The sequence below is a fragment of the Pedobacter sp. ASV1-7 genome (genome assembly GCF_040203335.1).
Lineage (GTDB): Bacteria > Bacteroidota > Bacteroidia > Sphingobacteriales > Sphingobacteriaceae > Pedobacter.
This window is the reverse complement of sequence record NZ_JBEHBV010000003.1, coordinates 378,646-404,175: the sequence shown is the minus strand read 5'-3', so window position 1 is coordinate 404,175 and position 25,530 is coordinate 378,646. Positions and strand designations below refer to the sequence as shown.

29 protein-coding genes and 1 tRNA gene are annotated in these 25,530 nt (G+C 37.2%); 7 read left to right on the top strand and 23 right to left on the bottom strand.

Annotated features, from left to right (window positions below; all coding sequences use genetic code 11):
- Positions 1-20: 20 nt before the first annotated feature.
- The 8 genes from ilvC to atpD all read right to left on the bottom strand — a co-directional run bounded on the left by ilvC (position 21) and on the right by atpD (position 9,529).
- Positions 21-1,502: a ketol-acid reductoisomerase gene (gene ilvC, locus ABDJ41_RS09625; RefSeq protein WP_349785758.1), complete on the bottom strand. Its 1,482-nt coding sequence runs from the start codon at positions 1,500-1,502 to the stop codon at positions 21-23.
- 40 nt (positions 1,503-1,542) lie between these two features.
- Positions 1,543-2,016 carry a DinB family protein gene (locus tag ABDJ41_RS09620; protein ID WP_349785757.1) on the bottom strand — a complete coding sequence of 158 codons (474 nt, stop codon included), beginning with the start codon at positions 2,014-2,016 and terminating at the stop codon, positions 1,543-1,545.
- An 8-nt stretch (positions 2,017-2,024) separates the two neighbouring features.
- A complete protein-coding gene (ilvN, locus tag ABDJ41_RS09615; RefSeq protein WP_349785756.1) occupies positions 2,025-2,642 on the bottom strand; it encodes an acetolactate synthase small subunit in 618 nt (205 codons plus the stop codon).
- A gap of 9 nt (positions 2,643-2,651) precedes the next feature.
- Positions 2,652-4,391 (bottom strand): biosynthetic-type acetolactate synthase large subunit, encoded by a 1,740-nt coding sequence (gene ilvB / locus ABDJ41_RS09610; protein WP_349785755.1) that lies wholly within the window; start codon positions 4,389-4,391, stop codon positions 2,652-2,654.
- Positions 4,392-4,427: 36 nt separating this feature from the next.
- Positions 4,428-6,125 carry a dihydroxy-acid dehydratase gene (gene ilvD, locus ABDJ41_RS09605; RefSeq protein ID WP_349785754.1) on the bottom strand — a complete coding sequence of 566 codons (1,698 nt, stop codon included), beginning with the start codon at positions 6,123-6,125 and terminating at the stop codon, positions 4,428-4,430.
- 67 nt (positions 6,126-6,192) lie between these two features.
- Positions 6,193-7,083, bottom strand: coding sequence for a branched-chain amino acid transaminase (locus ABDJ41_RS09600; RefSeq protein ID WP_349785752.1), 891 nt, complete (start codon positions 7,081-7,083; stop codon positions 6,193-6,195).
- Positions 7,084-7,698: 615 nt separating this feature from the next.
- Positions 7,699-7,941 (bottom strand): ATP synthase F1 subunit epsilon, encoded by a 243-nt coding sequence (gene atpC / locus ABDJ41_RS09595; RefSeq protein ID WP_084289549.1) that lies wholly within the window; start codon positions 7,939-7,941, stop codon positions 7,699-7,701.
- Positions 7,942-8,026: 85 nt separating this feature from the next.
- Complete coding sequence (atpD, locus tag ABDJ41_RS09590) at positions 8,027-9,529, bottom strand: F0F1 ATP synthase subunit beta (protein WP_349785751.1); 1,503 nt, start codon at positions 9,527-9,529, stop codon at positions 8,027-8,029.
- A 176-nt stretch (positions 9,530-9,705) separates the two neighbouring features.
- On the opposite strand from atpD, the gene ABDJ41_RS09585 reads away from it, so the two are divergent.
- The 3 genes from ABDJ41_RS09585 to ABDJ41_RS09575 all read left to right on the top strand — a co-directional run bounded on the left by ABDJ41_RS09585 (position 9,706) and on the right by ABDJ41_RS09575 (position 11,384).
- Positions 9,706-10,617 carry an SDR family oxidoreductase gene (locus ABDJ41_RS09585; protein ID WP_349785750.1) on the top strand — a complete coding sequence of 304 codons (912 nt, stop codon included), beginning with the start codon at positions 9,706-9,708 and terminating at the stop codon, positions 10,615-10,617.
- A gap of 117 nt (positions 10,618-10,734) precedes the next feature.
- A complete protein-coding gene (locus ABDJ41_RS09580; RefSeq protein WP_349785749.1) occupies positions 10,735-11,199 on the top strand; it encodes a redoxin domain-containing protein in 465 nt (154 codons plus the stop codon).
- 111 nt (positions 11,200-11,310) lie between these two features.
- Positions 11,311-11,384: transfer RNA gene (locus tag ABDJ41_RS09575), tRNA-Arg, on the top strand.
- On the opposite strand, the gene ABDJ41_RS09570 is transcribed toward ABDJ41_RS09575, so the two are convergent.
- The 4 genes from ABDJ41_RS09570 to ABDJ41_RS09555 form a co-directional block, all read right to left on the bottom strand.
- Positions 11,374-12,915, bottom strand: coding sequence for a recombinase family protein (locus ABDJ41_RS09570; protein WP_349785748.1), 1,542 nt, complete (start codon positions 12,913-12,915; stop codon positions 11,374-11,376). The genes ABDJ41_RS09575 and ABDJ41_RS09570 overlap by 11 nt on opposite strands.
- 75 nt (positions 12,916-12,990) lie before the next feature.
- Positions 12,991-13,176, bottom strand: a complete 186-nt coding sequence (locus ABDJ41_RS09565) for a hypothetical protein (RefSeq protein ID WP_349785747.1) — start codon at positions 13,174-13,176, stop codon at positions 12,991-12,993.
- Positions 13,177-13,293: 117 nt separating this feature from the next.
- A complete protein-coding gene (locus ABDJ41_RS09560) occupies positions 13,294-13,566 on the bottom strand; it encodes a hypothetical protein (protein ID WP_349785745.1) in 273 nt (90 codons plus the stop codon).
- Positions 13,567-13,659: 93 nt separating this feature from the next.
- Positions 13,660-14,274, bottom strand: a complete 615-nt coding sequence (locus ABDJ41_RS09555) for a MarR family winged helix-turn-helix transcriptional regulator (protein WP_349785743.1) — start codon at positions 14,272-14,274, stop codon at positions 13,660-13,662.
- Between the two features lie 152 nt (positions 14,275-14,426).
- On the opposite strand from ABDJ41_RS09555, the gene ABDJ41_RS09550 reads away from it, so the two are divergent.
- Positions 14,427-15,380: a fasciclin domain-containing protein gene (locus ABDJ41_RS09550; protein ID WP_349785742.1), complete on the top strand. Its 954-nt coding sequence runs from the start codon at positions 14,427-14,429 to the stop codon at positions 15,378-15,380.
- Between the two features lie 228 nt (positions 15,381-15,608).
- On the opposite strand, the gene uraH is transcribed toward ABDJ41_RS09550, so the two are convergent.
- From uraH to ABDJ41_RS09535, 3 genes are all read right to left on the bottom strand, one after another.
- Positions 15,609-16,016: a hydroxyisourate hydrolase gene (gene uraH, locus ABDJ41_RS09545; RefSeq protein ID WP_349785741.1), complete on the bottom strand. Its 408-nt coding sequence runs from the start codon at positions 16,014-16,016 to the stop codon at positions 15,609-15,611.
- A 43-nt stretch (positions 16,017-16,059) separates the two neighbouring features.
- Positions 16,060-16,599 (bottom strand): GlcG/HbpS family heme-binding protein, encoded by a 540-nt coding sequence (locus tag ABDJ41_RS09540; RefSeq protein ID WP_349785740.1) that lies wholly within the window; start codon positions 16,597-16,599, stop codon positions 16,060-16,062.
- A 63-nt stretch (positions 16,600-16,662) separates the two neighbouring features.
- Positions 16,663-17,232, bottom strand: coding sequence for a Crp/Fnr family transcriptional regulator (locus ABDJ41_RS09535; protein ID WP_349785739.1), 570 nt, complete (start codon positions 17,230-17,232; stop codon positions 16,663-16,665).
- A 360-nt stretch (positions 17,233-17,592) separates the two neighbouring features.
- On the opposite strand from ABDJ41_RS09535, the gene ABDJ41_RS09530 reads away from it, so the two are divergent.
- On the top strand, positions 17,593-18,426 hold the full coding sequence (locus ABDJ41_RS09530) for a universal stress protein (protein ID WP_349785737.1): 834 nt from the start codon (positions 17,593-17,595) through the stop codon (positions 18,424-18,426).
- A gap of 64 nt (positions 18,427-18,490) precedes the next feature.
- Here ABDJ41_RS09530 and ABDJ41_RS09525 read toward each other — a convergent pair whose 3' ends face one another.
- Both ABDJ41_RS09525 and ABDJ41_RS09520 read right to left on the bottom strand, forming a co-directional pair.
- On the bottom strand, positions 18,491-19,180 hold the full coding sequence (locus ABDJ41_RS09525; RefSeq protein ID WP_349785735.1) for a VIT1/CCC1 transporter family protein: 690 nt from the start codon (positions 19,178-19,180) through the stop codon (positions 18,491-18,493).
- Positions 19,181-19,205: 25 nt separating this feature from the next.
- Complete coding sequence (locus ABDJ41_RS09520; protein WP_349785734.1) at positions 19,206-19,655, bottom strand: heme-binding domain-containing protein; 450 nt, start codon at positions 19,653-19,655, stop codon at positions 19,206-19,208.
- Between the two features lie 299 nt (positions 19,656-19,954).
- On the opposite strand from ABDJ41_RS09520, the gene ABDJ41_RS09515 reads away from it, so the two are divergent.
- Both ABDJ41_RS09515 and ABDJ41_RS09510 read left to right on the top strand, forming a co-directional pair.
- Complete coding sequence (locus ABDJ41_RS09515) at positions 19,955-20,395, top strand: Hsp20/alpha crystallin family protein (RefSeq protein WP_349785733.1); 441 nt, start codon at positions 19,955-19,957, stop codon at positions 20,393-20,395.
- Positions 20,396-20,451: 56 nt separating this feature from the next.
- Positions 20,452-20,751, top strand: coding sequence for a hypothetical protein (locus ABDJ41_RS09510; protein WP_349785732.1), 300 nt, complete (start codon positions 20,452-20,454; stop codon positions 20,749-20,751).
- A 51-nt stretch (positions 20,752-20,802) separates the two neighbouring features.
- On the opposite strand, the gene idi is transcribed toward ABDJ41_RS09510, so the two are convergent.
- From idi to crtID, 6 genes are all read right to left on the bottom strand, one after another.
- Positions 20,803-21,336 (bottom strand): isopentenyl-diphosphate Delta-isomerase, encoded by a 534-nt coding sequence (idi, locus tag ABDJ41_RS09505; protein ID WP_349785731.1) that lies wholly within the window; start codon positions 21,334-21,336, stop codon positions 20,803-20,805.
- A 127-nt stretch (positions 21,337-21,463) separates the two neighbouring features.
- Positions 21,464-22,207: a lycopene cyclase domain-containing protein gene (locus tag ABDJ41_RS09500; RefSeq protein ID WP_349785730.1), complete on the bottom strand. Its 744-nt coding sequence runs from the start codon at positions 22,205-22,207 to the stop codon at positions 21,464-21,466.
- Positions 22,207-22,662, bottom strand: a complete 456-nt coding sequence (locus tag ABDJ41_RS09495; RefSeq protein WP_349785728.1) for a sterol desaturase family protein — start codon at positions 22,660-22,662, stop codon at positions 22,207-22,209. The genes ABDJ41_RS09500 and ABDJ41_RS09495 overlap by 1 nt, the downstream gene beginning before the upstream one ends.
- A gap of 2 nt (positions 22,663-22,664) precedes the next feature.
- Complete coding sequence (locus ABDJ41_RS09490; protein WP_349785727.1) at positions 22,665-23,132, bottom strand: SRPBCC family protein; 468 nt, start codon at positions 23,130-23,132, stop codon at positions 22,665-22,667.
- Positions 23,133-23,198: 66 nt separating this feature from the next.
- Positions 23,199-24,035, bottom strand: a complete 837-nt coding sequence (locus ABDJ41_RS09485; RefSeq protein WP_349785726.1) for a phytoene/squalene synthase family protein — start codon at positions 24,033-24,035, stop codon at positions 23,199-23,201.
- The gene (gene crtID / locus ABDJ41_RS09480; protein WP_349785725.1) at positions 24,019-25,527 is read right to left on the bottom strand and encodes a bifunctional phytoene desaturase/3,4-desaturase; all 1,509 of its coding nucleotides are present in this window, start codon (positions 25,525-25,527) and stop codon (positions 24,019-24,021) included. Before crtID ends, ABDJ41_RS09485 begins: the two co-directional genes overlap by 17 nt.
- Positions 25,528-25,530: the final 3 nt, after the last annotated feature.

The following is a 25,530-nucleotide window of genomic DNA, read 5'->3' as shown; positions in this document are numbered from 1 at the left end:
TGCAGCGGCTTTATTTTTATTTATGCTGTTTTAATAGATTTCATGGCAGTCATTGCTTTTCTAAGCGTAGAACCAATAATTTCTACCTCATGCGAACGAAGTGCTTCGTTTACTGCAATCAGTGTTCTGTTATCTACACCAGCATCTTTACCTTCATTAAAGTTTTTACCAACAAGGTCAGTATCAACCTTAGTCATAAAATCAGCTAATAATGGTTTACAAGCCTGGTCAAATAAATAACAACCGTATTCTGCAGTGTCAGAAATTACACGGTTCATTTCAAATAATTTCTTACGTGCAATGGTATTAGCAATAAGTGGAGTTTCGTGTAACGACTCATAGTAAGCAGACTCTGGTTTGATACCAGCCTGAACCATAGTTTCGAAAGCTAATTCTACACCAGCTCTAACAAAAGCAACCATTAGCGTATAGTTATCGAAATATTCCTGCTCAGCAATTTTAACATCACCAGCTGGAGTTTTTTCGAAAGCAGTTTCACCAGTTTCAGCTCTCCAGGCCAAAAGGTTTTTATCACCATTTGCCCAGTCAGCCATCATTGTGCTGCTAAACTCACCGCTCATGATATCATCCTGATGTTTCTGGAACAATGGACGCATAATGTTTTTCAATTCTTCTGAAATTTCAAATGCTTTGATTTTTGCAGGATTGCTCAATCTGTCCATCATGCCGCTAACACCACCATGCTTAAGGGCTTCAGTAATTACTTCCACACCATACTGAACTAATTTAGAAGCATAACCAGCATCAATACCTTTTTCAATCATTTTATCGAAAGATAGGATAGATCCTGTTTGCAATAAACCACATAAAATGGTTTGCTCGCCCATTAAATCAGATTTTACTTCAGCAACGAAAGAAGATCTTAAAACACCAGCTCTGTGGCCACCTGTTCCAACGCAGTAAGCTTTTGCCTGTGCTAAACCTTTTCCTTCCGGATCATTCTCAGGGTGAACAGCAATTAAGGTAGGTACACCAAAACCTCTTACATATTCAGCTCTTACTTCACTACCAGGGCATTTTGGAGCAACCATAATTACAGTAATGTCTTTACGAACCTGCATACCTTCTTCAACAATGTTGAAACCGTGTGAATACAATAATGTGGCACCTTTTTTCATTAAAGGCATTACAGCATTTACAACAGCGGTATGTTGTTTATCAGGAGTAAGGTTAATCACTACATCAGCACTAGGAATCAATTCTTCATAAGTACCAACAGTAAAGTTGTTGTCAGTAGCATTTTTCCATGAATCTCTTTTGCCTTCAATAGCTTCCTTACGTAAAGTATAAGAAACATCTAAACCACTATCTCTTAGGTTTAAACCCTGGTTTAAGCCCTGTGCACCACAGCCTACAATTACCAGTTTTTTTCCTTTTAATACATTTACGCCGTCCAGAAATTCTGCACTGTCCATAAAGTCGCAAACGCCCAATTGGTTTAGTTGTTCTCTAAGAGGTAATGTGTTAAAGTAATTTGACATCTTTTTTATTTTTTTTAGATTTTTAAGGTTCGTTTAATATTTATTTTTCGTTGTTGATGATTACTCGCTTCATAGCTGAGGCAATACCATAATGTAAAGCATCATGAACTACAAAGAACTGAGCAGCTTCATCTGCATTTTTTATCTCTACACCGTAGTGAGTCTTAAAAGGAGTGAAGTTTATAAACTTATCACTTTTCAGATCCTGTTCCAGTTGGTCGATAGTACTACGCATTAATTCTTTGATGGTATTTATTTCTTCAGCTTCTATAAACTTTTCAGGCTTGGTTCCCTTCCTGAAAGGTGCGATATACTGGCTTTCAATGACAGGCTCAGCATTTGCAAGCAAATAGCATAAACCTTGCTGACTAGCTACGATATGAGCAAAATTCCAGATGATATTATTGTTAAAACCTTGTGGAATTGCATTCAGTTCATCAACAGTTGATGATTCAATCAGCTTGATGAAGTTCTCGCGCGTTTGTCTTGTAACATTTAAAAGGTATTCCATCATAATCAGAATTACATGCTAAATACGTTCTTCTCTTTATCCAGGTATTCGTTTTCAATCACGTCTTGTCCTGGTTCTCTGCGCTCAAACTCTCTCAGTTTAGCATTAAAGCCTTCACTGTCTTTTATGATTGCTACCCTTGCACTTCTTACAAATTCAATCAACCCGTAAGGTTGCAGAACTTCAATCAGTTTATCCGTTTCTTCTCTATGTCCGGTGGTTTCAAAAACTGTATAATCTTTACGGATCACAACAGCACGGGCACCAAACTCACGAAGCAATCTTTCAACCGGAGCACGCTCTGCAATGGTATCAGTAGGTACTTTGTAAAGTGCCATTTCCTGCCAGATGATGTCTTCGTTCGTGTTATAATACACCTTTAAAACTTCAACCTGTTTTTCTATCTGGCGACAAAGTTTGCGTACTACTTCTTCTGTTTCGTTGATTACGATATTGAAACGGTGTATGTGTTCAATCTCAGAAGGAGAGGTATTTAAACTTTCAATATTTATTTTTCTTCTGGAAAATATGATGGCAATACGATTCAATATACCGATCTGATTTTCGGTATAAACAGTAATCGTAAATTCCTGTCTTCCATTTATTTCTGTATCCTGGGGCTTACTCATGATCTTTAATTATTTAAGTCTGATTTCACTAACACTACTACCTTGAGGAACCATCGGGAACACATTGTGCTCCTGTAGTACCATTACCTCTAAAAGATAAGAACCTTTATGGTTCAGCATGTCTGTTAAAGCACTTGTCAGATCTTCACGTTCAGAGATTTTTCTACCTGCAATAGAATAAGAATCAGCAAGTTTTACAAAGTCAGGACTTGTGATGTCAACAAAAGAGTAACGTTTCTCATGGAACAATTGCTGCCACTGGCGAACCATACCCAGGAACCTGTTGTTCAGGATCATTATTTTTACATCAATACCACTTTGCATAATGGTACCTAATTCCTGTAAAGTCATCTGGAAACCACCATCACCAATTACGGCAACAACAGTACGGTCAGGAGCGCCAAATTTAGCACCTATTGCAGCTGGTAAACCAAAACCCATAGTTCCTAAACCACCACTGGTGATGTTACTTCTGGTTTGATTAAACTTAGCGTAACGGCAAGCTACCATCTGATGCTGACCAACGTCAGTTACAATCACAGCCTCACCTTTAGTAAGTTCATTCAATTGGTTAATTACTTCACCCATGGTCATTTCGCCAGTCGCAGGATGTAATTCGTTTTGGATGACAACCTCTTGCTCAGTTTTATCAAATGCTCTGAATTCAGCTAACCAATCTGTATGTTTTTTTTCTTCAACCAATGCTGTTAACAAAGGCAAAGTTTCTTTACAATCTCCCCAAACAGGAACATCAGCTTTTACATTTTTATCGATCTCTGCGGGATCAATATCCAGGTGAATAACTTTAGCTTGTTTCGCATATTTATCCAAACGGCCAGTTACACGATCATCAAAACGCATACCTATGGCGATCATTACATCGCAGGCATTGGTTTGTACATTTGGACCATAGTTACCATGCATGCCCAACATCCCAACATTTAATGGGTGATCTGTAGGAATTGCACCAGCACCCATAATAGTCCATGCTGCAGGAATACCACTTTTCTCTACAAAAGTTTTAAACTCTTGTTCTGCATTTCCAAGTAATACACCTTGTCCGAATAGTATAAAAGGTTTTTTAGCTGAATTGATCAGCTCAGCAGCCTGCTGGATATATTCTTGTCTGATCAATGGTTTCGGACGGTAGCTACGTACATGATCACAAGGGGTATAACCTTCGTAATCGAACATTTGCAACTGTGCATTTTTCGTAATGTCAATCAATACAGGACCAGGTCTGCCACTACGAGCAATATAAAATGCCTTAGCCAATACGCTTGGTATCTCTGTAGCATCAGTAATCTGATAATTCCATTTAGTTACCGGTGTAGTGATGTTGATCACGTCAGTTTCTTGAAAAGCATCAGTTCCAAGCAAGTGTGCAAACACCTGTCCTGTAATACATACCATAGGAGTACTGTCAATCTGAGCATCAGCTAAGCCAGTAACCAGGTTGGTTGCACCCGGACCGCTTGTTCCGAATACCACACCTACTTTTCCTGAAGTACGTGCATAGCCCTGACCAGCATGTGTGCCGCCTTGCTCATGGCGTACCAGGATATGTTTTAATTTATCTTTATAATCGTACAGTGCATCATAAATCGGCATGATGGCACCACCAGGATAACCAAAAATGGTATCCGTACCTTCGGCAATTAATCCTTCCAATAAAGCTACCGAACCAGAAACACTCACTGTTTTCTTGGGTTCCGTTAATGTGGTTGCTTCCTCTTGTGCTGTATTCATTGTTTTATATTTAAGGTAATGAGGTTTTAAAATTGTTTAATCAGTATAAGCGTCTGTTACGCATCCTTCACTGGCGCTGCTTACTTGTCTAATGTATTTGTAAAGCACACCTTTGGTGACCGGTGGTGGTAGTTGTTTCCAGACCGCACGACGTGTAGCCAGTTGTTCATCTGTAAGGTGAACATCAATTGAATTGTTTACTGCATCAATCGTGATGATATCGTCATCATGAACTAGCGCAATGTTTCCGCCATCCCAACCTTCAGGAGTGATGTGGCCTACCACAAAACCATGTGTACCACCAGAGAAACGTCCATCTGTAATCAAGGCTACCGATTTTCCTAATCCCGCTCCAATAATTAGAGAAGTCGGTTTAAGCATTTCTGGCATACCAGGCGCACCTTTAGGTCCAACTTGTCTGATTACTACAACATCTCCGCTTTTTACCCTTCCACTTTGGATACCAGCCATAAGCGATTTTTCACCGTCAAATACACGTGCAGGACCAGTAAATTTCTCTCCTTCTTTACCACTGATTTTAGCTACTGAACCTTCCGTTGCAAGATTACCATATAGCATTTGCAAGTGACCAGTTTCTTTAATCGGATTTTCTATTGGGAAGATGATCTTTTGTGTCTCAAAGTCTAAATCTACTGCGTCAGCAACATTCTCTGCTAAAGTTTTACCAGTAACAGTAATACAGTCGCCATGGATCAATCCAACTTTCAATAGATATTTTAGTACAGCAGGTACACCACCTATGTTATGCAGATCTTCCATCATGTAAGTTCCACTAGGCTTTAAGTCGCCCAATACTGGTGTGCTGTCACTAATTTTTTGGAAATTTTCCAATTTTAAGTTCAGGCCAACAGATTTAGCCATTGCAATTAAGTGCAGAACAGCATTGGTAGAACCACCTAACACCATTACCGTTACAATAGCATTGTGGAATGCTTTGTCGGTCATAATATCAGAAGGAAGTATATTTCTTTCTAAAAGGATGCGGATGTATTTTCCTGCATCTGTACATTCTTGTTTTTTCTCATCGCTAGTGGCAGGATATGAAGAGCTGTAAGGCAAACTCATACCCAATGCTTCAATTGCTGAAGCCATCGTGTTTGCAGTATACATACCACCACATGCACCAGCACCTGGACAAGCATTTTTGATTACACCCTGGAAATCTTCTTCTTCTAAATTACCAGCTAACTTTTGTCCTAAAGCCTCAAAAGCTGATACAATATTTAAAGAAGCTCCTTTATACTTTCCAGAGTGGATACTCCCACCATATACCATAATAGATGGGCGGTTTAAACGACCCATTGCCATGATAGATCCAGGCATGTTTTTATCGCAACCAGGAACAGTAATCAAACCATCATAGTATTGTCCACCACAAATGGTTTCAATTGAATCCGCGATTACATCTCTTGATATTAAAGAGTAGCGCATACCATCAGTTCCGTTAGACATACCATCACTTACCCCAATGGTACCAAAGGTTAAACCAACCATATCATTTTTCCAGACACCGTCTTTTACAATTTTAGCCAAATCGTTCAAGTGCATGTTGCAGGTGTTACCATCGTAACCCATGCTGGCAATACCCACTTGAGCCTTGTCCATATCTTCTTTCGTCAAACCAATTCCGTATAGCATTGCCTGTGCAGCTGGTTGAGTAGGATCTTGTGTGAAGGTTTTGCTGTATCTGTTAATTTCTGGTGTTTGTGACATATTTTAGTTCGGTATATATATTAGGTATTATATGTTTTATTTAATATTTAGTTCTTTAATACTTGTTCTAGATAATCACTTCGTAATTTTGTTTTTCCAGAACGAGGCATTTATAGGTGCGTTGTAATGTAGAGCCTATACTATCTGTCCACTTGATTGGGAAATTATATTCGTCGATTGAAGCTATACCTGCAATTTCTGAAGCAGTACCACAGAAAAAAGCACTATCTGCATGTTTCAGATCAGTTACTGATAAGTGCTTTTCTATAACTTCGATTTCCAGAACGCGGCATAGTTCCATTACTGTAGCACGGGTTATTCCAGGTAAAATATTTCCTAAAGGGGGAGTATATAATTTTCCATTCTTTTCAATGAAAATGTTAGCTCCCGGTGCTTCAGCAATATTCTGGTTCATGTCAAGCAATAAAGCTTCATCAAAACCTTTATTTCTCGCTTCTGTTGTCGCTAAAATAGAGTTAACATAATTTCCACTTACTTTAGCTTCTATAGGGATTGATTTGGGATTTGGTCTTTCATAAGTTGATATGCAAACTTTCAATTGCTCATGCCCAAGGTAAGCACCCCATTCCCATGCGCAGATCATGATGGATGGTTTTGTCCCACCAATTAAAGACATATTCGGTGCACAGTAAATTAATGGGCGTATGTATGCATCTTTCAGGTTGTTGATTTCCAGTAATTTATAAGTATGCTTAATAAGGTCAGTAATTTTCCATGGAAAAGGGATATGTACCAGTTCAGCCGAACGCTTTAATCGTTCGAAATGTTCTCTGGCTTTAAAAACTCTAGTTCCATTGTGTGTGTTGTATGCCCTTATTCCTTCAAATACAGCATAGCCATAATGTAATGACTGACCGTAAATATCGGCTGTCGTATTAGATGCTTTTTGAAATTGTCCGTTCAAAAAAAGCACTGTATTTGAGTTGAAATATTGCATTTTCTATTGATCTGTATTTTATCTCGTTTTATTTCATTAAAAAAGCGCCACTTTAGGGGGCGCTTGCGTATATTTTTTTATTAAATATTCATTTACAGCGCCTTGTCCTTCTGAAGAATCAGAAGAATAATTAGGTTAATAATGACATTATATAATGCTGTAGTTGAAAGGTTCATTCTCTTGTTTATTTGTTATTGCTTTATAAATCCAATTTACTGGTTGCTTTCTAAACTATCAATAGCTGGGTGAAAATATTTAAAAAAAAATTTAATTCTTTGTTTTTTTATGTATTTGAAATTTAATTCCACAAACTGCTTGATTGTGGTATGTTAATTGGTGGTCGCTATACCAAATATGATTTCGGTATTCGGTATTGATGTTATGCGAGCATTGTAATTTTTGCGAATTTCTTCTTAAAATGGCTTTACTCATCAAAAAAGTTGATCAAAATCATGTTTTTAATCGGGTTCATATTTGGTTTATTTTAATCAATGAAAGTGTGGTTTAATTTTGCCGAATCTTCAAGATCGGCATAATGAAATGCAAAAAAAAGAAGGCTATAAAAAAAGCCCTTTGAAATTTTCAAAGGGCTTTCTAATATTATATGATAAAATATTAAGCAACCCCTTCGGCTAAAACAATAATTTTGTTTTTTAGGACCTCAACCACACCACCTTTAATAATAAAGGTATTATCGCCGGTTTTGCTTTTAATAATCACGGGGCCATCTTCCAAAGTAGAAATAATAGGAGCATGGTCATGTAAAATTTGAAATGAGCCCATTGTTCCCGGTACAGTAACTGCAGTTACTTCGCCTTCAAAAACTTTCTTATCTGGTGTTAATATTTCTAGTGTCATTCTTTTAGTAATTCTACTCAATAAATTAATGAGTTAGTACTTAGGTTATAGATATGATCAATATTCTAAGTACTAAAACTATATACTAGTTTGCTTCAGCTAACAATTTTTTACCTTTTTCAATAGCTTCTTCGATGCTACCTACAAGGTTAAATGCAGCTTCAGGATATTCATCAACTTCACCGTCCATGATCATGTTAAATCCTTTGATGGTGTCTTTAATGTCAACCAATACACCTTTTAATCCAGTGAACTGTTCCGCAACGTGGAACGGCTGAGATAAGAAACGTTGAACACGACGCGCGCGTGATACGACCAATTTATCTTCCTCAGATAACTCGTCCATACCTAAGATGGCGATGATATCTTGAAGTTCTTTATAGCGTTGTAAAGTTTCTTTTACACGTTGAGCGGTGTTGTAGTGCTCGTCACCTAAAACAGCAGGAGAAAGGATACGTGAAGTTGAATCCAACGGATCCACTGCAGGATATATACCTAACTCAGCGATTTTACGAGACAATACAGTAGTTGCATCTAAGTGGGCAAATGTTGTAGCCGGAGCAGGGTCAGTTAAATCATCCGCAGGTACATAAACCGCCTGTACAGATGTAATTGAACCACGTTTAGTTGAAGTAATACGCTCTTGCATCAAACCCATCTCAGTAGCTAACGTAGGTTGGTAACCTACAGCCGAAGGCATACGCCCTAATAGTGCTGATACCTCAGAACCTGCCTGAGTAAAACGGAAGATGTTATCAACGAAGAAAAGGATATCTTTTCCAGCGCCTTCGCCATCACCATCACGGAAGTATTCAGCAACAGTTAATCCTGATAATGCTACACGAGCACGTGCACCAGGAGGCTCGTTCATTTGACCGAATACCAATGTTGCTTTAGATTCTTTTAATTTTTCAGTGTCAACAGTTTTTAAATCCCATCCACCTTTTTCCATTGAATGAAGGAAGTCATCACCGTAGTTGATTACACCAGACTCGATGAACTCACGTAAAAGGTCATTACCTTCACGAGTACGCTCACCTACACCAGCGAATACTGATAAACCAGCATATGCTTTCGCAATGTTGTTTACCAATTCCATAATCAATACTGTTTTACCAACACCCGCACCACCAAACAATCCGATTTTACCACCTTTAGCATAAGGCTCTAACAAGTCAATAACTTTAATACCAGTGAAAAGTACTTCAGTTTCTGTTGACAAGTCTTCGAATTTAGGGGGCGCATTGTGGATCGGACGACCACCAGTTTTATCAACTGTGTTGATTCCATCAATAGCTTCACCAACAACATTGAATAAGCGACCTTTTATCTGATCACCAATCGGCATTTTGATAGGAGAACCTGTATCCAATGCTTTCATGCCACGAACCAAACCATCGGTCGAGTCCATTGCAATTGCACGTACGCGGTCTTCACCAAGATGTTGTTGAACTTCTAAAACGACTTTCTGTCCGTTTTCTTTTTCAATCTCTAATGCAGAGAAGATTTGAGGTAAATGAGCATCGTCAGCAAAACTCACGTCAACTACCGGTCCTATAATCTGCGCTATTTTTCCAATGTTAGGCATATATTGTTTTGGGTAAAATTATAAATATCAAATTGTTAAAGGGCCTTTTATAAGCTCGCAATTCGGTTTGCAAAGTTAAAATTTTTATACAAGAATTACACATATAAATAAAAAGTTTTTCAACAGTTTTTAAAATGGTATTTTAGCAGGCATAAAAGCAGTAGAAAAACACGCTAATGAAGTCTATACTTGTTACTGGTAGTAATGGTCTTTTGGGCCAGAAAATAACTGAACGTTTACTGAAAACTAACCAATTTAACTTAATTGCCACCTCAAAAGGGGCAAATCGGTTTCCTGTTAAGGAAGGCTATGCATATGCAGAAATGGATATTCTAGATCCAGAAAATGTGAAAAGCATTGTGGAAAAGTTTCAGCCGGATGCGATTATTCATACTGCAGCAATGACTAATGTGGATACTTGTGAGTCCGAAAAAGAATTGGCACATCAGCTAAATGTTGAATCTGTTAAGACATTGGTGTCACTTTGTGAACAGCATAATATTCAATTGATTCACCTATCTACAGATTTTATATTTGATGGCGCCAATGGTCCTTACGATGAAGTTGCTGCACCTAATCCCTTAAGTTATTATGGGGTTACTAAACTCGAAGCAGAAGATGTGATCAAAAGTTCAACTTGTCGCTGGGCAATTCTACGTACCATTATAGTTTATGGTATTGTTAGTGATATGAGCAGGTCTAATATTGTACTTTGGGCAAAAGGTGCGCTTGAAAAGGGAAGTCCTATTAATGTGGTAAATGACCAATGGAGGATGCCTACACTTGCAGAAGATCTGGCTGATTGCTGTTTGTTAGCGGTTGAAAAAGATGCAAGGGGTGTATTTAATGCTTCGGGAAAAGACATGATGAGTATATCGGAGTTAGTTGAACGGGTGGCTGACTTCTGGAATCTGGATAAATCGTTGATTAGTGAGATCAGTTCTGAGTTATTAAATCAAACAGCAAAGAGGCCGGTCAAAACAGGTTTTATTTTAGATAAGACTATTTCGGAACTTGGTTATAAGCCTCATAGTTTTGAAGAGGGACTTGCAGTTGTTGATCAGCAATTGAAACAGCGCGAACTTTAAGCCACATTACTCTTCGACATGCTGAGCAGTGCAAAACTGAAAATTGTGCAAACAAACTGTCAATAATTCTTTAAGTTTGGGAATACAATTAAATAGTATACTAAAAAATATATTGATATGGCATTACAAGTAGGCGATAAAGCACCGGATTTTAAATTATTCAATTCTGATTTGAAAGAAGTATCTCTTTCTGACTATAAAGGAAAGAAATTGGTTGTACACTTTTTTCCTATGGCATTTACAGGAGTATGTACTACACAACTATGTACCATGAGAGATAGCTTTGGCTATTACCAGGGAATGAATGCTGATGTAGTTGGTATTTCTGTTGACTCTCCTTTTACATTAGCTAAGTTTAAAGAAGAGAATGCTTATCAGTTCCCATTATTGTCTGATTTTAATAAAGAAGTATCTCAGGCTTATGGCGCATTTTATGATGAATTTGTCTTTAATTTAAAAGGCGTATCGAAAAGATCGGCTTTTGTAATTGACGAAGAAGGAAAAATTATTCATGCTGAAGTTTTAGAAGATGCTGGTAATATGCCTGATTTTGATGTGATTAGAAAAGTGGTAGAAGCATAGTTTTGAATTTACGAAGAAATGCTTGAGATTATTTTACAAAAAAGTTGGTAAAATCAATTTCAAGCATTACTTTTGCAGTCCGTTAACGAAACGGAAGTGCTTTAAAAAAATGCATTTGTAGCTCAATTGGATAGAGCATCTCACTACGGATGAGAAGGTTTGGGGTTCGAATCCCTACAAGTGCACTTCACCGGAGTGAAATTTTTCAAGAAATTTTACTCCGGTTTTTTTATGCCTTAACTTGTTGTTTATCTGGTAGATAAGCTCGGCAGCTTGATTGATTTTTGTGGTTCGATGAGACTCTCCGTCAAATACCCATTTTTCAGGGTAAACGGAACCTATAATTAACCTTTTGATGTCAGAATCGGCATCTGAATAAAATTGAGATAGTTTTTGCAGGTTTTTAGTGGCCAAATCTGCCAGGCCTTCAATATCCAGATCTTCGGTGTCCCGGTTATTTAATTGTTTTAATTCCGCTTCAGCCCTTACGATCTTATCATCGCATTCTTTTTTAATTTCCTGGTATTCTTTACCACTGATGATATCGGTAAGTAATAATTCTCTGGCTTTAGTAATTCTGTTGTTCTGTAGGGTGATGAGTTCGACGGTTCGAATATAGTCCGGTCTCCTTGTTTTGGAATCGTAAAATGCGTCGCAAACTACAGCTTTAAACAATTCAGCCATTCCGCGCTTAGGAACGAATTGTTTTAACATACGCTCAAACAATATATTGGTTGGCTCTGCCTTAAACCTGGTACCGCAACTACAGTGATAATAATGATAATAATGTTTACGACCTCTTGAAGCACTTCCGCTTAACAGGTTGTCGCATTTAGGACAGATTAAAAAGCCTCTTAAAGCAAGGGAACGTGGGGAAACGGCTTTTGTTCCTTTCTTGTTTTTAAACTGGCGTTTCCGGTCTTCCAGCATATCTTGTACCTGATAAAACAGCCTTTCGGAAATCAATGGCTCATGTTGTCCTTCAACTAGTTGTTCTTCTTCATCTTTAAATTGTGGAACCCTTATTTTACCACAATACCCTGGGTTACGGATATAATCCCAAAAACTACTCCGACTACATTTAAGACCCATTTCTCTGGCTTTCATCCAAACGTGTTCGGTTGCCAGTGTTCCTTCAGCAAGTTGTTCAAATGCCCATTTCATATAACTGGCTTCAGGTTCATGGATGGCAATATACTTTCTCCCGTCTTGTGTAATCCGGTTTTTGTAACCTATGGGTGCCAGCCCCATCCAGCGGCCTTCCTTTTTTGCCCTTCTCATTCCGTATGTTACATTCAAAGCCCTTCTGTCATTTTCTACTTCTGGCATGGATAAGTAAACAGCCAATATGGTTTTACTTTCTGGTACAGTAAAGTCCAAAGGTTGTTCAATGGCAATTGGTTGGGTCTGATAATCAACAGTGAGGATGCGGATCATCTGGTAGGCATCTGCGGTATTTCTGCTGAAGCGATCCCATTTGGTGAACATGACGTAATCTAAATCTTCCCCCATTGATTTCTTCATGTCGGCCAATAATTTCGTCCATTCCGGGCGATTGAAGGTCTTTGCTGAATAATCTTCAAATATAATCCTGGTGACCAGGATGTCATTCTTTAGACAGTGGTTTTGTAAGCGTTCGGCCTGATCCCTTTGGGAAAAGCCTTTGTCGGCCTGTTCATCGGTGCTTACCCTGATGTATAAACATGCTCTTTTCATTAAATTTCTCCTTTCATTTCATGTAATTGGTAAATAAATAGTTCGGTTATTTAAACAGTTTTCTTGGTGTTTTTACTACTGGCGATTTTTGCCGGAAGCCTTGTTAATCACCTGTTTGACCGATAAATTAGCGAATTTATACATGAAATCCAAAATAAGTTCTGCTTCGGTTTGGCTGATAGTTGTGCCGTTTTGCTCTAGGATTTTGATGGCTTTTTGAGGGGTGACGGTACGCTTACCGGTAGGTCTGAAATTCTTCATATTACATAGTTAAAACGCAAACATGGAAGAGATTGAATTGGTATTGTCTCTAGTAGTGATGAAAAAAATAAGTCTTATTTAAGAAAAAATTAGTTGATCACTATTAGAGATAAAAAATTAAAGCTGAATTTTCTTGATATACTTCGAAGGTCTTATGGCTACAGCACGCTCTGGCTCATGAGTCAATTCACCTTGTACTTCGTCTTTTTCCTTTTTTAGGTTTTCCATTAGATCGACTTTTCGCTTGAATACTTCTTTTTCGGTAATGTCTTTGTTGCTAATAGCATCTAGTATTTTAAGTTTTTCATCTATTATTTCCAAATTGATATATCTTTCAAAAGCAAGCACTTCTTTCTCTGAATTATCAATTGCAGGGAACTTAGTGAACACTTTTAAAATTAATAGGTTTACACCAAAATTTGTGATGATTTTTGCTTTTTAGCGATCGATGCACAGGATGGAATTAATTTAGTCACCATTGGCTTATATTTCTTGCTTGGTTTTTGATTTATGAAAGTTTTCGAGCTTGGTGAGTAATTTAATCAAATCCATTTTTTCATGATAGAGCAGTGGCGCTGTAACATTAATGGAGGCTTGTCTTATATTTTGCATACTTTCATTTAAAAGCTGGGTACCTTTAGGAGTAATTTGTATTATTCTATTCCTTTTATCAGTGTCAATCAGCGTTTGCTCAACTAATCCATTGTTAATTAATCTATTCACTATCTGTATTCCTGCAGATTTTTCGTGAACATTTAACTTTATCAAAGCAGCTTTACTCATACTTCCAAATGAAGTTAGACTGATCAAATAGATAAAATCATCAGGGGTCGAAAATTCTGTGCCTGCAATTGCAGCCTTTGCATGTAATTTTGCGTATCTGTACAGATGTACTAATGAGGTGTTAATTATACTATCAGCTGATCGACCTTTTGATTTACCTTCCCATTCAGGTTCTATTTCTCCATGTTGTCCCTGGCTTTTCAAGTATTCAATTAACCACTGTCCAAAAGAATATACATCCTCATTCGCGTCTTTTACCTCGTTTTCGTAAATCTTTACTAAGCTTACTATTTCTGTTATCAAATTGTAATACATTTTCTTTTTTTATTGAATACAAAATTAGAATGAATTGGTGTATTTTTGCACCTTTTTTTAATTATATATTTTTATTTTGCGATATAAAGGTGTTAAAATATACTTTTGGTATGTTTTTTGGATGTAATTTTGTATAAAAAAATACTAAAATTATGACAAACCTAAACTTTAATCTTTTTAGAAAATCTGCTTTAATTGTAGCTATAGCAGTTTCTACATTATCTAGTTCCTGTAAAAAGGATAAGACAAATCCTACCCAAGAGAAGACTATTGCAGGTATCGTTATGAGCAGTAACAATTTTTCCCTGCTTAAAGCAGCGCTTGCACAAGCAGGATTGACTGATGTTTTGGCTGGAAAGGGACCATTTACTGTTTTTGCACCTAATAATGACGCTTTTGTCGCAGCAGGATTGGATACCGAAGCTAAAATTAAGGCTGTGCCGGTAGAAACCTTAAAAAAGATCTTACTGTATCACGTTTTGGGTCAGCAAGTACCTTCTGCTGGAATTGCAATGGCAAGTAATACTGCAGTTAAAACAGCTGCTGATCTCAATGTTTATGTTACCAAAAATGCTTCAGGTGTTTTTATAAATGGGGCGACGGTAATTCAAGCGGATGTAGCTGCTAGTAACGGTGTTGTTCATGTAATCAATGCTGTATTGATGCCTCCTGGTGGAAATATTGTTGAAGTAGCCCAGGCAAATTCTAATTTTAGCTTTTTAGTAGCTGCGGTGTTAAGAGCGAGTCAAGGTAGTACTAACGTAGCACAAGTGTTATCTGGAGCTGGTCCTTTGACTGTTTTTGCTCCAACTAATCAGGCCTTTATTAACGCAGGATTTGCAAATATAGCTGCAGTTCAAGCTGCCGATCCCGCAGTGCTTACCAGCATACTTACTTATCATGTAATAGCAGGCCGTATTTTTTCAAGCGATTTAATTGAAGGGGCAAAACCTGCAACCGTTAATGGAGGAACAGTTAGCATTACACTCACTGGCGGAGCTAAAGTAAAAGGTAATAAAAATACAACTTCATCGATGATTTCGCCTGCAAACATCATTACAACAAATGGAGTGATTCATGTTGTTGATCAGGTATTATTACCTTAAGTAATCATCAATTTGGGATAATCTTTTTAACCAATATAACTGTTTACTCGAGTAAACAGTTATATTGGTTAAAGGTGGTTATTATAATTGACAAACTTTTGGTTAGTGCTATATATTCATTTTATTTTAATTTCATAAAAAAAACGAAATTGTGCCAGGTTAAACCTATAAGGTTCTGCCAGTCTTGCAGGTAACGACGCTCAGCTTAAATACAATATAAGTTTATAGTTAATTACCTCTGTATGTACTATAACCATATGGAGACAGCGTTATTGGAACATGGTAATGTTTGTCGTCTTTGATTTGGAATACAACTTCAATGAAAGGATAAAAGCTTTCTGTTTTTTTACTTTTAAAGTAGTCTGCAATCAAAAATGTTAATCTGTATACACCTTTTTCAGTTTTTTTTTCTTCCAAAAAGTTGCTAATCCTACCATTTTCGTCTGTCGTCTTTTGGTCTATAGATGTCCATACTTTAGTACCTTCGTTTAATTTTTCCAGTTTAACTGTTACCTGTGCTGCGGGAAGTCCGGTAGAAACATCAAGTATATGACTTGATAGGCGGTAAACAGGTGCTTGTGCGTAAGTTAAGTTTATGGCTAAGCTAAGTATGAAACCTAAGATTAATTTTTTCATATGGCTATATTTTAATAGGTGAATTTATACAAATTGGATTTATTTATCTGGCTATAATATCAGCCTCTGGAATACTGGCTGATCTGCCTATAAGATCGTCATTTTCCGGGCTTCCTCCACCTGCTATACCAATTGCGCCAATTACTTTGCCATCATGATAAAGTGGGATTCCCCCTCCGATCAATAGGAGTTCTGGTAGATGAGCCAGGTTTTCTGTATCTGGATTAGATCTTGCATTTCTGGCTAGAATTAGCGTAGCAGTTTTTGTTGATGCTGCTGTAAACGCTTTGCGTCTTGCGGCTTCGGTATTGTGTATACCTACTCTCTCACCTCGGCTGAGAACAATGGTTTGTCCGCCTGCATCCAATACTGCGACTGAAACATCCTTACCTAATGCGGAAGCTTTTTTTCTCGCCAGGGTAGTAAGATGAATAGCTGTCTGCAATGTAATTTGCTCGGTTTTTATTAGAAATGGCTCTGATGATATACCTTCATCTGTTTTACTTTTCTCGGCCTGATTAGTCTGGCAGTAGGAGTTAAATGTTATAAAAGAGAATAAGACTATATATATGATTGATTTCATGATTATCTTTTCTACAAATTTAGCTTGATGTTACTTTAAAAATGTTGATCTAAGTCAACGTTTTTAAAGTTTAGCCTTGATTCTGCTCAAAGTAGAGGGGGATATACCAAGATAAGAGGCCGCCATTTTATTCGAAATTCTCGATAGAAATTTAGGCTGATGTGTTTTTATCCAAATTACTTTTTCCATTGCATTAAAACCTTGAAAGCCATATATTCTTTTCTGCGCCATTATAAATCCTTTTTCCAGTATTTTTCGGTATACAAGGGCGAATTGAGGAATCTGATCGACCAAAAAATAGAAATCTGTCCTGCTGATTGTCAGTAATTCTGATTTTTCAATGGTCTGTAAATATTCAAATGCAGGTTCTTGGTCAATTAAGCTAGGTAAGGCGGTGCCAAATTCGCCCTGAAAAGCAAAATAGCGGGTGGTTTCTGCTCCCTCACTATTTATGGTGTAAACTCTGATACAGCCTTTGTTTACAAAGTAATGGTTTTTGCAAATTTCATTGTAGTCTACCAGTATCTGGTTGCGAGTGGTTTTAACCAAGCTGAACTTACTAAAGATCATAGTCAGGCTTGGTTCATCAATCTCGGTTACGTTTTTAATGTAGTGTTCTAAAAGTTTAAACATACCATTATCACTATTTTATTTTCTCTTTCGTCCTTTTCTAGTACCTGTTTGATCCAATTTGGGCCCAGGCATCCGAACTGGACTTTTTTGGTTTGCTCTGGATAAATAGCTTTATACCTTCTGCTCATTTTTAAATTTCCGTTTGACATTATTGGACTGTGTAAGGGACTTCTTTAGAAAGATAAAGTACTAATCTGTCGAATTTTATCAATGTAAAAATTTGCGGCTTTATAACCTAATTAATTGGTCATACTTCTGAAATTAAGCTAACATAATTATACAATATGAAAAGTATTTATGTTGTATATTAATTGTTAGCTTTAGGGTTTTCATTACCAGTTTGTTGTAAATAAATCAAGCATGGAAACTATAATTGTCACCACTGATCAGTCAGCTAACTCAAAGTCTGCTATACGTTTTGCGATTAATATGGCAAGAACAAGAAAAGCTAAATTAGTTGTCTTAAATGTTTATCATGTCTTGCGACCTTCCATATGGTCTGAAAATGCTTATCAGGTTTACCAGTATTCTTTTGTAAATCAAATCCAGAAAGAAATAACTGTGTTCATAAAAAAGATCTTCAGATCTTTGAATTTGTCGGACATAAGTTTCGAATTGATTACGATTAATCATACTGATGTGACAGAGGGGATTTTAAAATTTACAGCGCAGCATCCTTGTGATTATATCTGTATTAGTACAAGGGGGGCTGGGACTGTTAAGAAAATATTGGGTACACACAGCTCCAAACTGATTACTCATTCAACTGTACCTGTAATTTGTATCCCTTCTGGGTACCGGAACCGGCCATGCAAGCGTGTGCTTTACTTGACAGATATGAACGACTATGAAGCTGAACTCTCCAAATTAATCGATTTTGTGAGACCACTCCATGCAAAACTAAGGATGGTTCACCTGCCCTCAAGCAATGAATTTATTGCCGATAGCGTACTGGTTGAGGAAAGAATTCAGGAGAAGTTAAATTATAAAGTTGAATTGATTAATCGTGAATGGAATATATCACATCCTATTTTAAAAGATATGGATGCGGAAGTGAAACGTTATAAGCCATCATTAATTGCTTTTTTCACGCATCAAAAGCGTTCATTTTTAGCGCAGTTGGTACTTCCTTCAAATGCTGCTGAATATAGTTTTTATGGTCGGATACCTATGATTTCTTTTAAAAAAGAATGATTCATCTTGTGTTATTTGAGCATAGTAATTGCTCTTTTTGGGTATTAAGGAGTCGCTAAACAAATTATGTAGTTTTAACGCCAAAAAGATAGCCTACAGCAGCAGTCATTAACATAGCCGCTGTTCCCCAGAAACAAATCCGGATAACAGCCTTGACAATATTTGAACCACCTGCTTTTGCAGCAATAATTGCCGAAAGTGCTAGAAAAATGATGGAGAAGCCATACTGGTAAACAACCATTAGTTTTATAGGTGCAAATATGGAAACCAGTAAGGGGAGTAGGCCACCGATAATGAAAGAAGCTGCGGAGGCTAAAGCAGCTTGCATTGGTTTTGCCTGGGTGATTTCATTAATACCTAGTTCATCTTTCGCGTGGGCTCCTAAAGCATCGTGAGCAGTGAGCTGTATGGCAACTTGCATAGCTAAATTTTCATCCAGGCCTCTGTGCTGATAAATATTGGCCAGTTCTTTTAGCTCCAGATCTGGCGTATTTTCCGCTTCCATTTTTTCTCTGGTCAAATCAGAGATTTCTATATCTGATTGCGAACTCACAGAAACATATTCTCCGGCTGCCATTGATAGTGCTCCGGCTACCAGTCCAGCAACTGCGGCAAGTACAATTGGTTCGCGTGTGGTGCTTGCTGCTGCAATACCAATGGCTAAACTGGTTGTTGAAAGAATACCATCATTTGCGCCTAAAACTGCTGCTCTCAACCAGCCGCTTCTATTGGTATAGTGTTCTTCTGATTCCATATCATAATTTGTTTTATAAATGATATTAATTAATATTTTTTTTAAGTTCTTTTGCCCAGGTGATGAGTTTATCTTTATCCTGAGGTGAAAGTACTGCTCCTCTATGTATCAATGTATAGGAAGTCAGCGGCATTTCATCTTTTTCAATCGTTTCAATTACTTCATCCAGCTTGTGTTTTTTCTTTTTAACATCATAGTTGTTGAATTCATCAAAGTTTAGTTCATGTTTACCTTCGTTTACATGGCTTTGCAGCCACCAGGTAAAGGGTTGGATATTGCTGTACCAGGGATAAACCGTGTTATTGGAATGGCAATCGTAACAACTCCTTCGTAAAATCACTCCAATCTCATTTGAAACTGGATAGTGGGCTTCAATTGCGTTAGCTGAAATTGAAGCAGAGCTATTTTTAGCTGGCCTGAAGAGCTGTATCACGAGTATCAATATAGCTATAATTAGTAGTGCCTTTTTGATCATGATTTTATAGGTTTATGTTAAAAGCAAATTAAGATAGTGAAAATTATTTGCTGTGGTTAAATTTTGGTGTCGTTTTAATTTATTTCTCCATTGCATTCGTAGAAAAGAAATCACATCTATTTCTGAATTTTTGACAGCTTAAAACTGAAGATTTTTCAGCAATCTTGTAATTTTTTCAGCTTCTTTAACTAAGAATCCATTTGGCATTTATCTTGTAATATTGCTCCCGAACGCGAGTTCAAAAGAGTTTAATTAATTATAAGTTTTAATCATTAAATCAAATTAAGGAGGAAAAACCCATGACGTTGGTTAAATTTAATCCAGAAAACAAGAGAAATTCATTAATGCCAGGCTTTAATGATGTTATTGATTCCATTTTCAATGATACTTTTTTTGCAGACCGTATGGTAACCCGTGTGCCTGCTGCTAACATTAGTGAAAGTGCGGATCACTATCATGTTGAATTAGCTGTGCCCGGACTTAAAAAAGAAGATTTTAAACTGAATCTGGAAAGAAATGTATTAAGTGTTTCTGTAGAGCAACGCGCGGAAGAAGGGCAAGAGGACAGAAATTATGCAAAACGTGAATACAGTTATAGTTCTTTTGTTCGCTCGTTTACTTTACCGGAAAGTGCAGACGAAAATGGCATTCAGGCTAATTATAAGGACGGTGTTTTAGCGATTGACATCCCAAAAAGAGAAGAAGCGAAAGCTGTAAGCCGTCAAATAGAGATTAAATAATTAAAAAGACACATCTCTGAGAGCTACCATCAGGTAGCTCTTTTTAATTTGTTATTATGGAAACTACTTTTGAAATTTCGCTCAATATGAAAACCCTTAAAGGTTTGGAAACCTATGCAAGTTTTTATTTAGGTTCTGATCAGAAATTCGCTAAAACCATCTTCGATATGATGCAGGGCGAGCGGGAAATAAAGGAAAATTCAGTGATTAGTATGGATTTAACCAAAAGGCAGCATGGTATTCCTTATCCACTGTCTATTTTGCATTGTAATTGGGCGCATCTGGCTTACAATACACAGATCATTACCAAAGAGATTTTTAAAGAACTTAATCTGGAACAAAAGGGATTACTATGAAATATGGTGTAAAACCTAGCTTAATTTCAGTAAAATTAAAGAATAGCAAACCTAAAGTTTTACATGGGGATTTAGATAATCTAAAATATTTGAAAAGACCATCTTAAACCAATAGGTGTACTGATCGGGATGCTCTTTTATATCTTTAGACAAAATTGTTGTGTCAATCCATTTAAAACTTTGTACTTCTTGGGCGTTTGGTCTTGGGGCGGCATCGGTATACCCTATAAATACATGGTCAAATTCGTGCTCTATCAGGTTATTTTCGACAGAAGTATTATAGATGAATGAAAAGACTTTTTCGATATTACATTGAATTCCCATTTCAAATTGCAGCCTTTCCATAGCACTTAGTTTAATGTCTTCGCCCAATTGCGGATGAGAGCAGCAGGCATTTGTCCATAAACCAGCCCCATGATATTTATGTTTTGCACGCTGATGAATCAACATTTCACCTTTGTTATTGAATAGAAAAATTGAAAATGCTCTGTGCAAGAAGCCTTTTTGATGAGCTTCTATTTTGTCCATCTCACCAATTGCCTTGTCATGCTGATCAACCAAAACTACTTTGTTTCTGTTCTTCATTCTTTATTTTTATAATTTCAATACTTTACCATAAATTTCTAAAGCTCTTTCACGGACCGTTTTGTGTTCAATAATGGGTTTCGGGTAAGATCAGTATATAATTTGTTTTTTATCAGTGATGAAGCTATCATGAGTTTTTATTCATTGCGTTTTGCGAGCGTAAACTCATGATGGTTTCATGATCATTTACGGGTTTTTGAAACATTTTAAATAAATAGACATTGAGTAAAAATTGTGTATAACCATACACAGCATCTTCTATTGGTATAGTAAGGATCCGAATATTTAAGAAACTCTTCGGATTGTAATTCACAATTGGAGACTCCAAACCAGTACCTGTCAAAACTCCATTAACAGGGAAAAATCCAAGCATGAGAACAGCAAATACAAAAGATGCCTGACCGATCCAGGCCGCTCTTACTACAAAATGTAGGTAAACTAGCGTTACCGAGGTTACTATAGCCGTTACAAAAGTGTAGGTTCTGTCGTAATGCAACAATGCGATAACGGTGCATATGATCACGCTCACAAAAACAATGATGTTGTTAAAGCCACTTAGCCAGCTAAGATTGAAGAGTTTGTCCAGGCAGAAATAGGTAAACACGCAGGAAAAAGGAATACAGATAAAAAAAAGCCACTCTTCAATAGGTAATCCCAAAAGTATTAAACCTGTGGTATAGGCAGTATTGAACCACCATACCTGATGAGCAGTAAACCATACATCCCAGGCAATAAAAGGAATGGCGACCAAAATACTCGCTTTTAGAAAGGCCGGAAAATGCTTGTTGAACTGAATTCTCTTGTCAAAAGAAAAAATAAAGCAAATAATGATGGTCAACAGATTAATTAACAAGTAAGTGTAGGGTTTCATTACTTATTTTTTTTATAATACATTTTGAAATATTTCATTGGGACATACAAGAAACCAAAGCATTCGCCTTCTTCTTTGCCCAGGTGTTTATGATGTTGTTTGTGCGCCCTGCGAATCGCCAGTAAGTAAGGGTTTTGTGTATTTGCCAGATATTTAATGCGTTGATGAATAAAAATGTCATGAACAAAGAAATAGGCCATCCCATAAAGCGTAATGGCCAGTCCAATATAAAACAAGTAATTGAAATGATTTAAGGAACCGAAATAGATCAAAGCAATAGCTGGTAAAGCAAAAATTACAAAGAAGTAGTCATTTTTCTCAAAGGGTCCCTCAGTACTGTGGTCGTGATGGTCACGATGCAATACCCATAAAAGACCATGCATGATATACTTATGGATAAACCAGGTGGCTCCTTCCATCAATATAAATGTGATCCTTAGGATAAGGAAGTTCATGTTTAATGTTTTAACGGTTTAAATAACGCTTCCAAAACCTGATTGCGGTAGTCGAAAATATGCTCCAATTTTTTCTTTACCATCAAACTGTGCGCCATCTTGCCAATGATACCAAATGGTAATTCATAATCCACAGTATCTACCATCAAAACCCCATTTTGGTTTGGGATAAATTCATGATGATGTCTCCAAAGCTTGTAAGGGCCTTTTTTCTGAAAATCGGTAAAGCTTTTTTGGTAGTTAACCTCCGTAATTTCAGTCTGCCATTTCAGTGGAATACCCAGCACAGGCGAAACGGTATAATCGATAATCATTCCTTTATATATATCCCCCTTAGATAGATCGCTTAAAACAACAAAGCCCATTTCTTTAGGCGTGATGCGCGAAAGATTGTGTGGGGAAGAAAAGAAATCCCAGGCAGTTTGTATATCACAATACAGTTGTTGCGATCTTTTAAGTTGATAAATCATTTTTTTTGTTTTTAGATGAGGTCTTCCAGCATATTTCTCAAATGCATAGAAGTAATATTTTTAAAATCATATGATGGCCATCTTATATTGTACATAGCTACTCATTGCCAGAGAGAACTTTTGACTGTTTGGAATACGTATCCTTTGATTCATAATTTTATCTGCAGGGGTACTCTTTATTTTTTTAAACAATGATAGGTAATATTTGTAGGCCAGGTAGACGCCAAATTTGGAAGAAACCGGCAATTTCTTTATCCCAGTTAATGCCTCTTTAAATTCAGCTTCAATCTCGTTTTCAATTTCCAATTTGATTTTGTTGTTGAAGGTTTTCATATCAATATTAGGGAAGTAACTGCGCCCTAAAACATAGTAATCGTCTTTCAAATCGCGTAAAAAGTTTATTTTTTGAAAGGCTGACCCCAATTTCATAGCATAGGGTTTTAGGTTATCAAATGCTTCTTTATTACCTTCCACAAATACTTGAAGACACATTAAACCTACGACTTCAGCCGAACCCAATATGTACTGGTTATACAAATCAGAATTGTAATCTATTTGCTGTAAATCCATTTGCATGCTATGCAGAAACTGTTCAATTAAGGTTTTGTCAATGGCAAAATGATTAACGGTGTCCTGAAAAGATTGTAAAATAGGATTGAGGGAGATACCCTCCTCCAGGGCAGTCCAGGTTTCTAATTTAAAACGTTCCAGCAAGCATGCCTTATCATACTCGTGAAAGCTGTCTACAATTTCGTCGGCCAGACGCACATAACCATAGATCGCGTAAATCGCATGACGAATGGATGGTTTTAGCGCGAGAATTCCCAATGAAAAACTGGTGCTATATTTTTCCGTAACCGCTTTGCTTACCTTGTAAGCCAAATCATCATACAATTTTTTCACGCCTTTTTAGTTTTAGGTTATTCACTTCTTTTGCTACTATTTTACCGGAGATAATGGATGGAGGTACACCTGGGCCAGGGACGGTCAGCTGGCCGGTATAAAACAAATTTGACAAATGCTTGTTTTTGATGTTAGGTTTCAATACTGCGGTTTGCGATAATGTATTTGCCAGGCCATAAGCATTGCCTCCGTAAGCGTTGTAATCGCTGATAAAATCACCCACACAATAGCTTCGTTTGTAATCTAATTTTGATAACAAATCTTTTGCGCCGGTGTGTTTTTCCAAACGTTTAATCATATTCTGAAAGTAATGCTCACGGGTATTTTCCTCATCTTTAAGTTCTGTTGCCAGCGGCATAAGTAGGAAAACATTTTCGTGTCCTTCGGGTGCTACCTCAGGATCTGTTTGAGATGGGCAGCAAGCGTAGAACAATGGGTTTTCCGGCCATTTTTTTTCTTCGTAAATGCTCTTAATATGTTCATCGAGATCATTTTCAAAAAATAAGGTGTGATGTTTAAGATTAGGAAGCCTTTCTTTAAATCCTAAATAGTAAATCAGGCAGGAGGGAGCAAATGTTCGGGTTTTCCAATATTTTTGATCATAGTTACGCAATTCGTTGTCGAGCAGTGTTTCGGTATGGTGATAATCCGAAGAAGCAATAATGGCATCAAACGCCTTAAATTCTCCATTTACGAGGATTCCCCTGGCAGTTCCTTCTTCAGTAACGATTTTTTCTACGTTTTGACTAAAATGGAAAACGGCACCTTGTTTTTCTGCTACTTTTTTCATTCCCAATACCAGCTGGTAAAATCCCCCCATGGGATACCAGGTACCTAAAGCATAACCGCCATAGTTCATCAGGCTATAAAGTGCCGGGATATTTTTAGGGGAAGCCCCCAGAAAAATAACCGGAAACTCCATTAAGGTTTTAAGTTTTGGGTGTGAAAAATACTTGCTAACGTAGCTTCTGAAGTTTGATAATAGATTCATTTTTAAAGCGCTACCGGCAATTTTAGTTGAGGCAAACTCCAGCCAGCTATAGCATGGTTTGTTCACAAAATCCTGCATTCCAACCTCGTACTTATATTTTGCAGCGTTCATGAAGCCGTCCAGTTTTTTACCCGCTCCGGTTTCTAGCCGCTCAAACAATTTTTTTAAATCCTGGTAAGATTCCGGAACCGTAAGCAGCCCATCCTCAAAAACCATCTCAAACTGAGGACTAAGGGAAACAAGATCATAAAAGTCAGTCGCTTTATGACCAAAATCGACGAAGAAGTTATCAATTATATCGGGCATCCAATACCAACTTGGGCCCATATCAAATACATAACCATTTTCTGTGCTGAACTGTCTGGCTCTTCCTCCAGGTTGCGGATGCTTTTCGAAAACATGCACTTCATTACCAGCCTGAGCGGCATATGCTGCAGCCGAAAGACCGGAAATTCCGGCACCAATGATAGCTATCTTCTTTTTTGAATCTGGCGTTTGCATAGA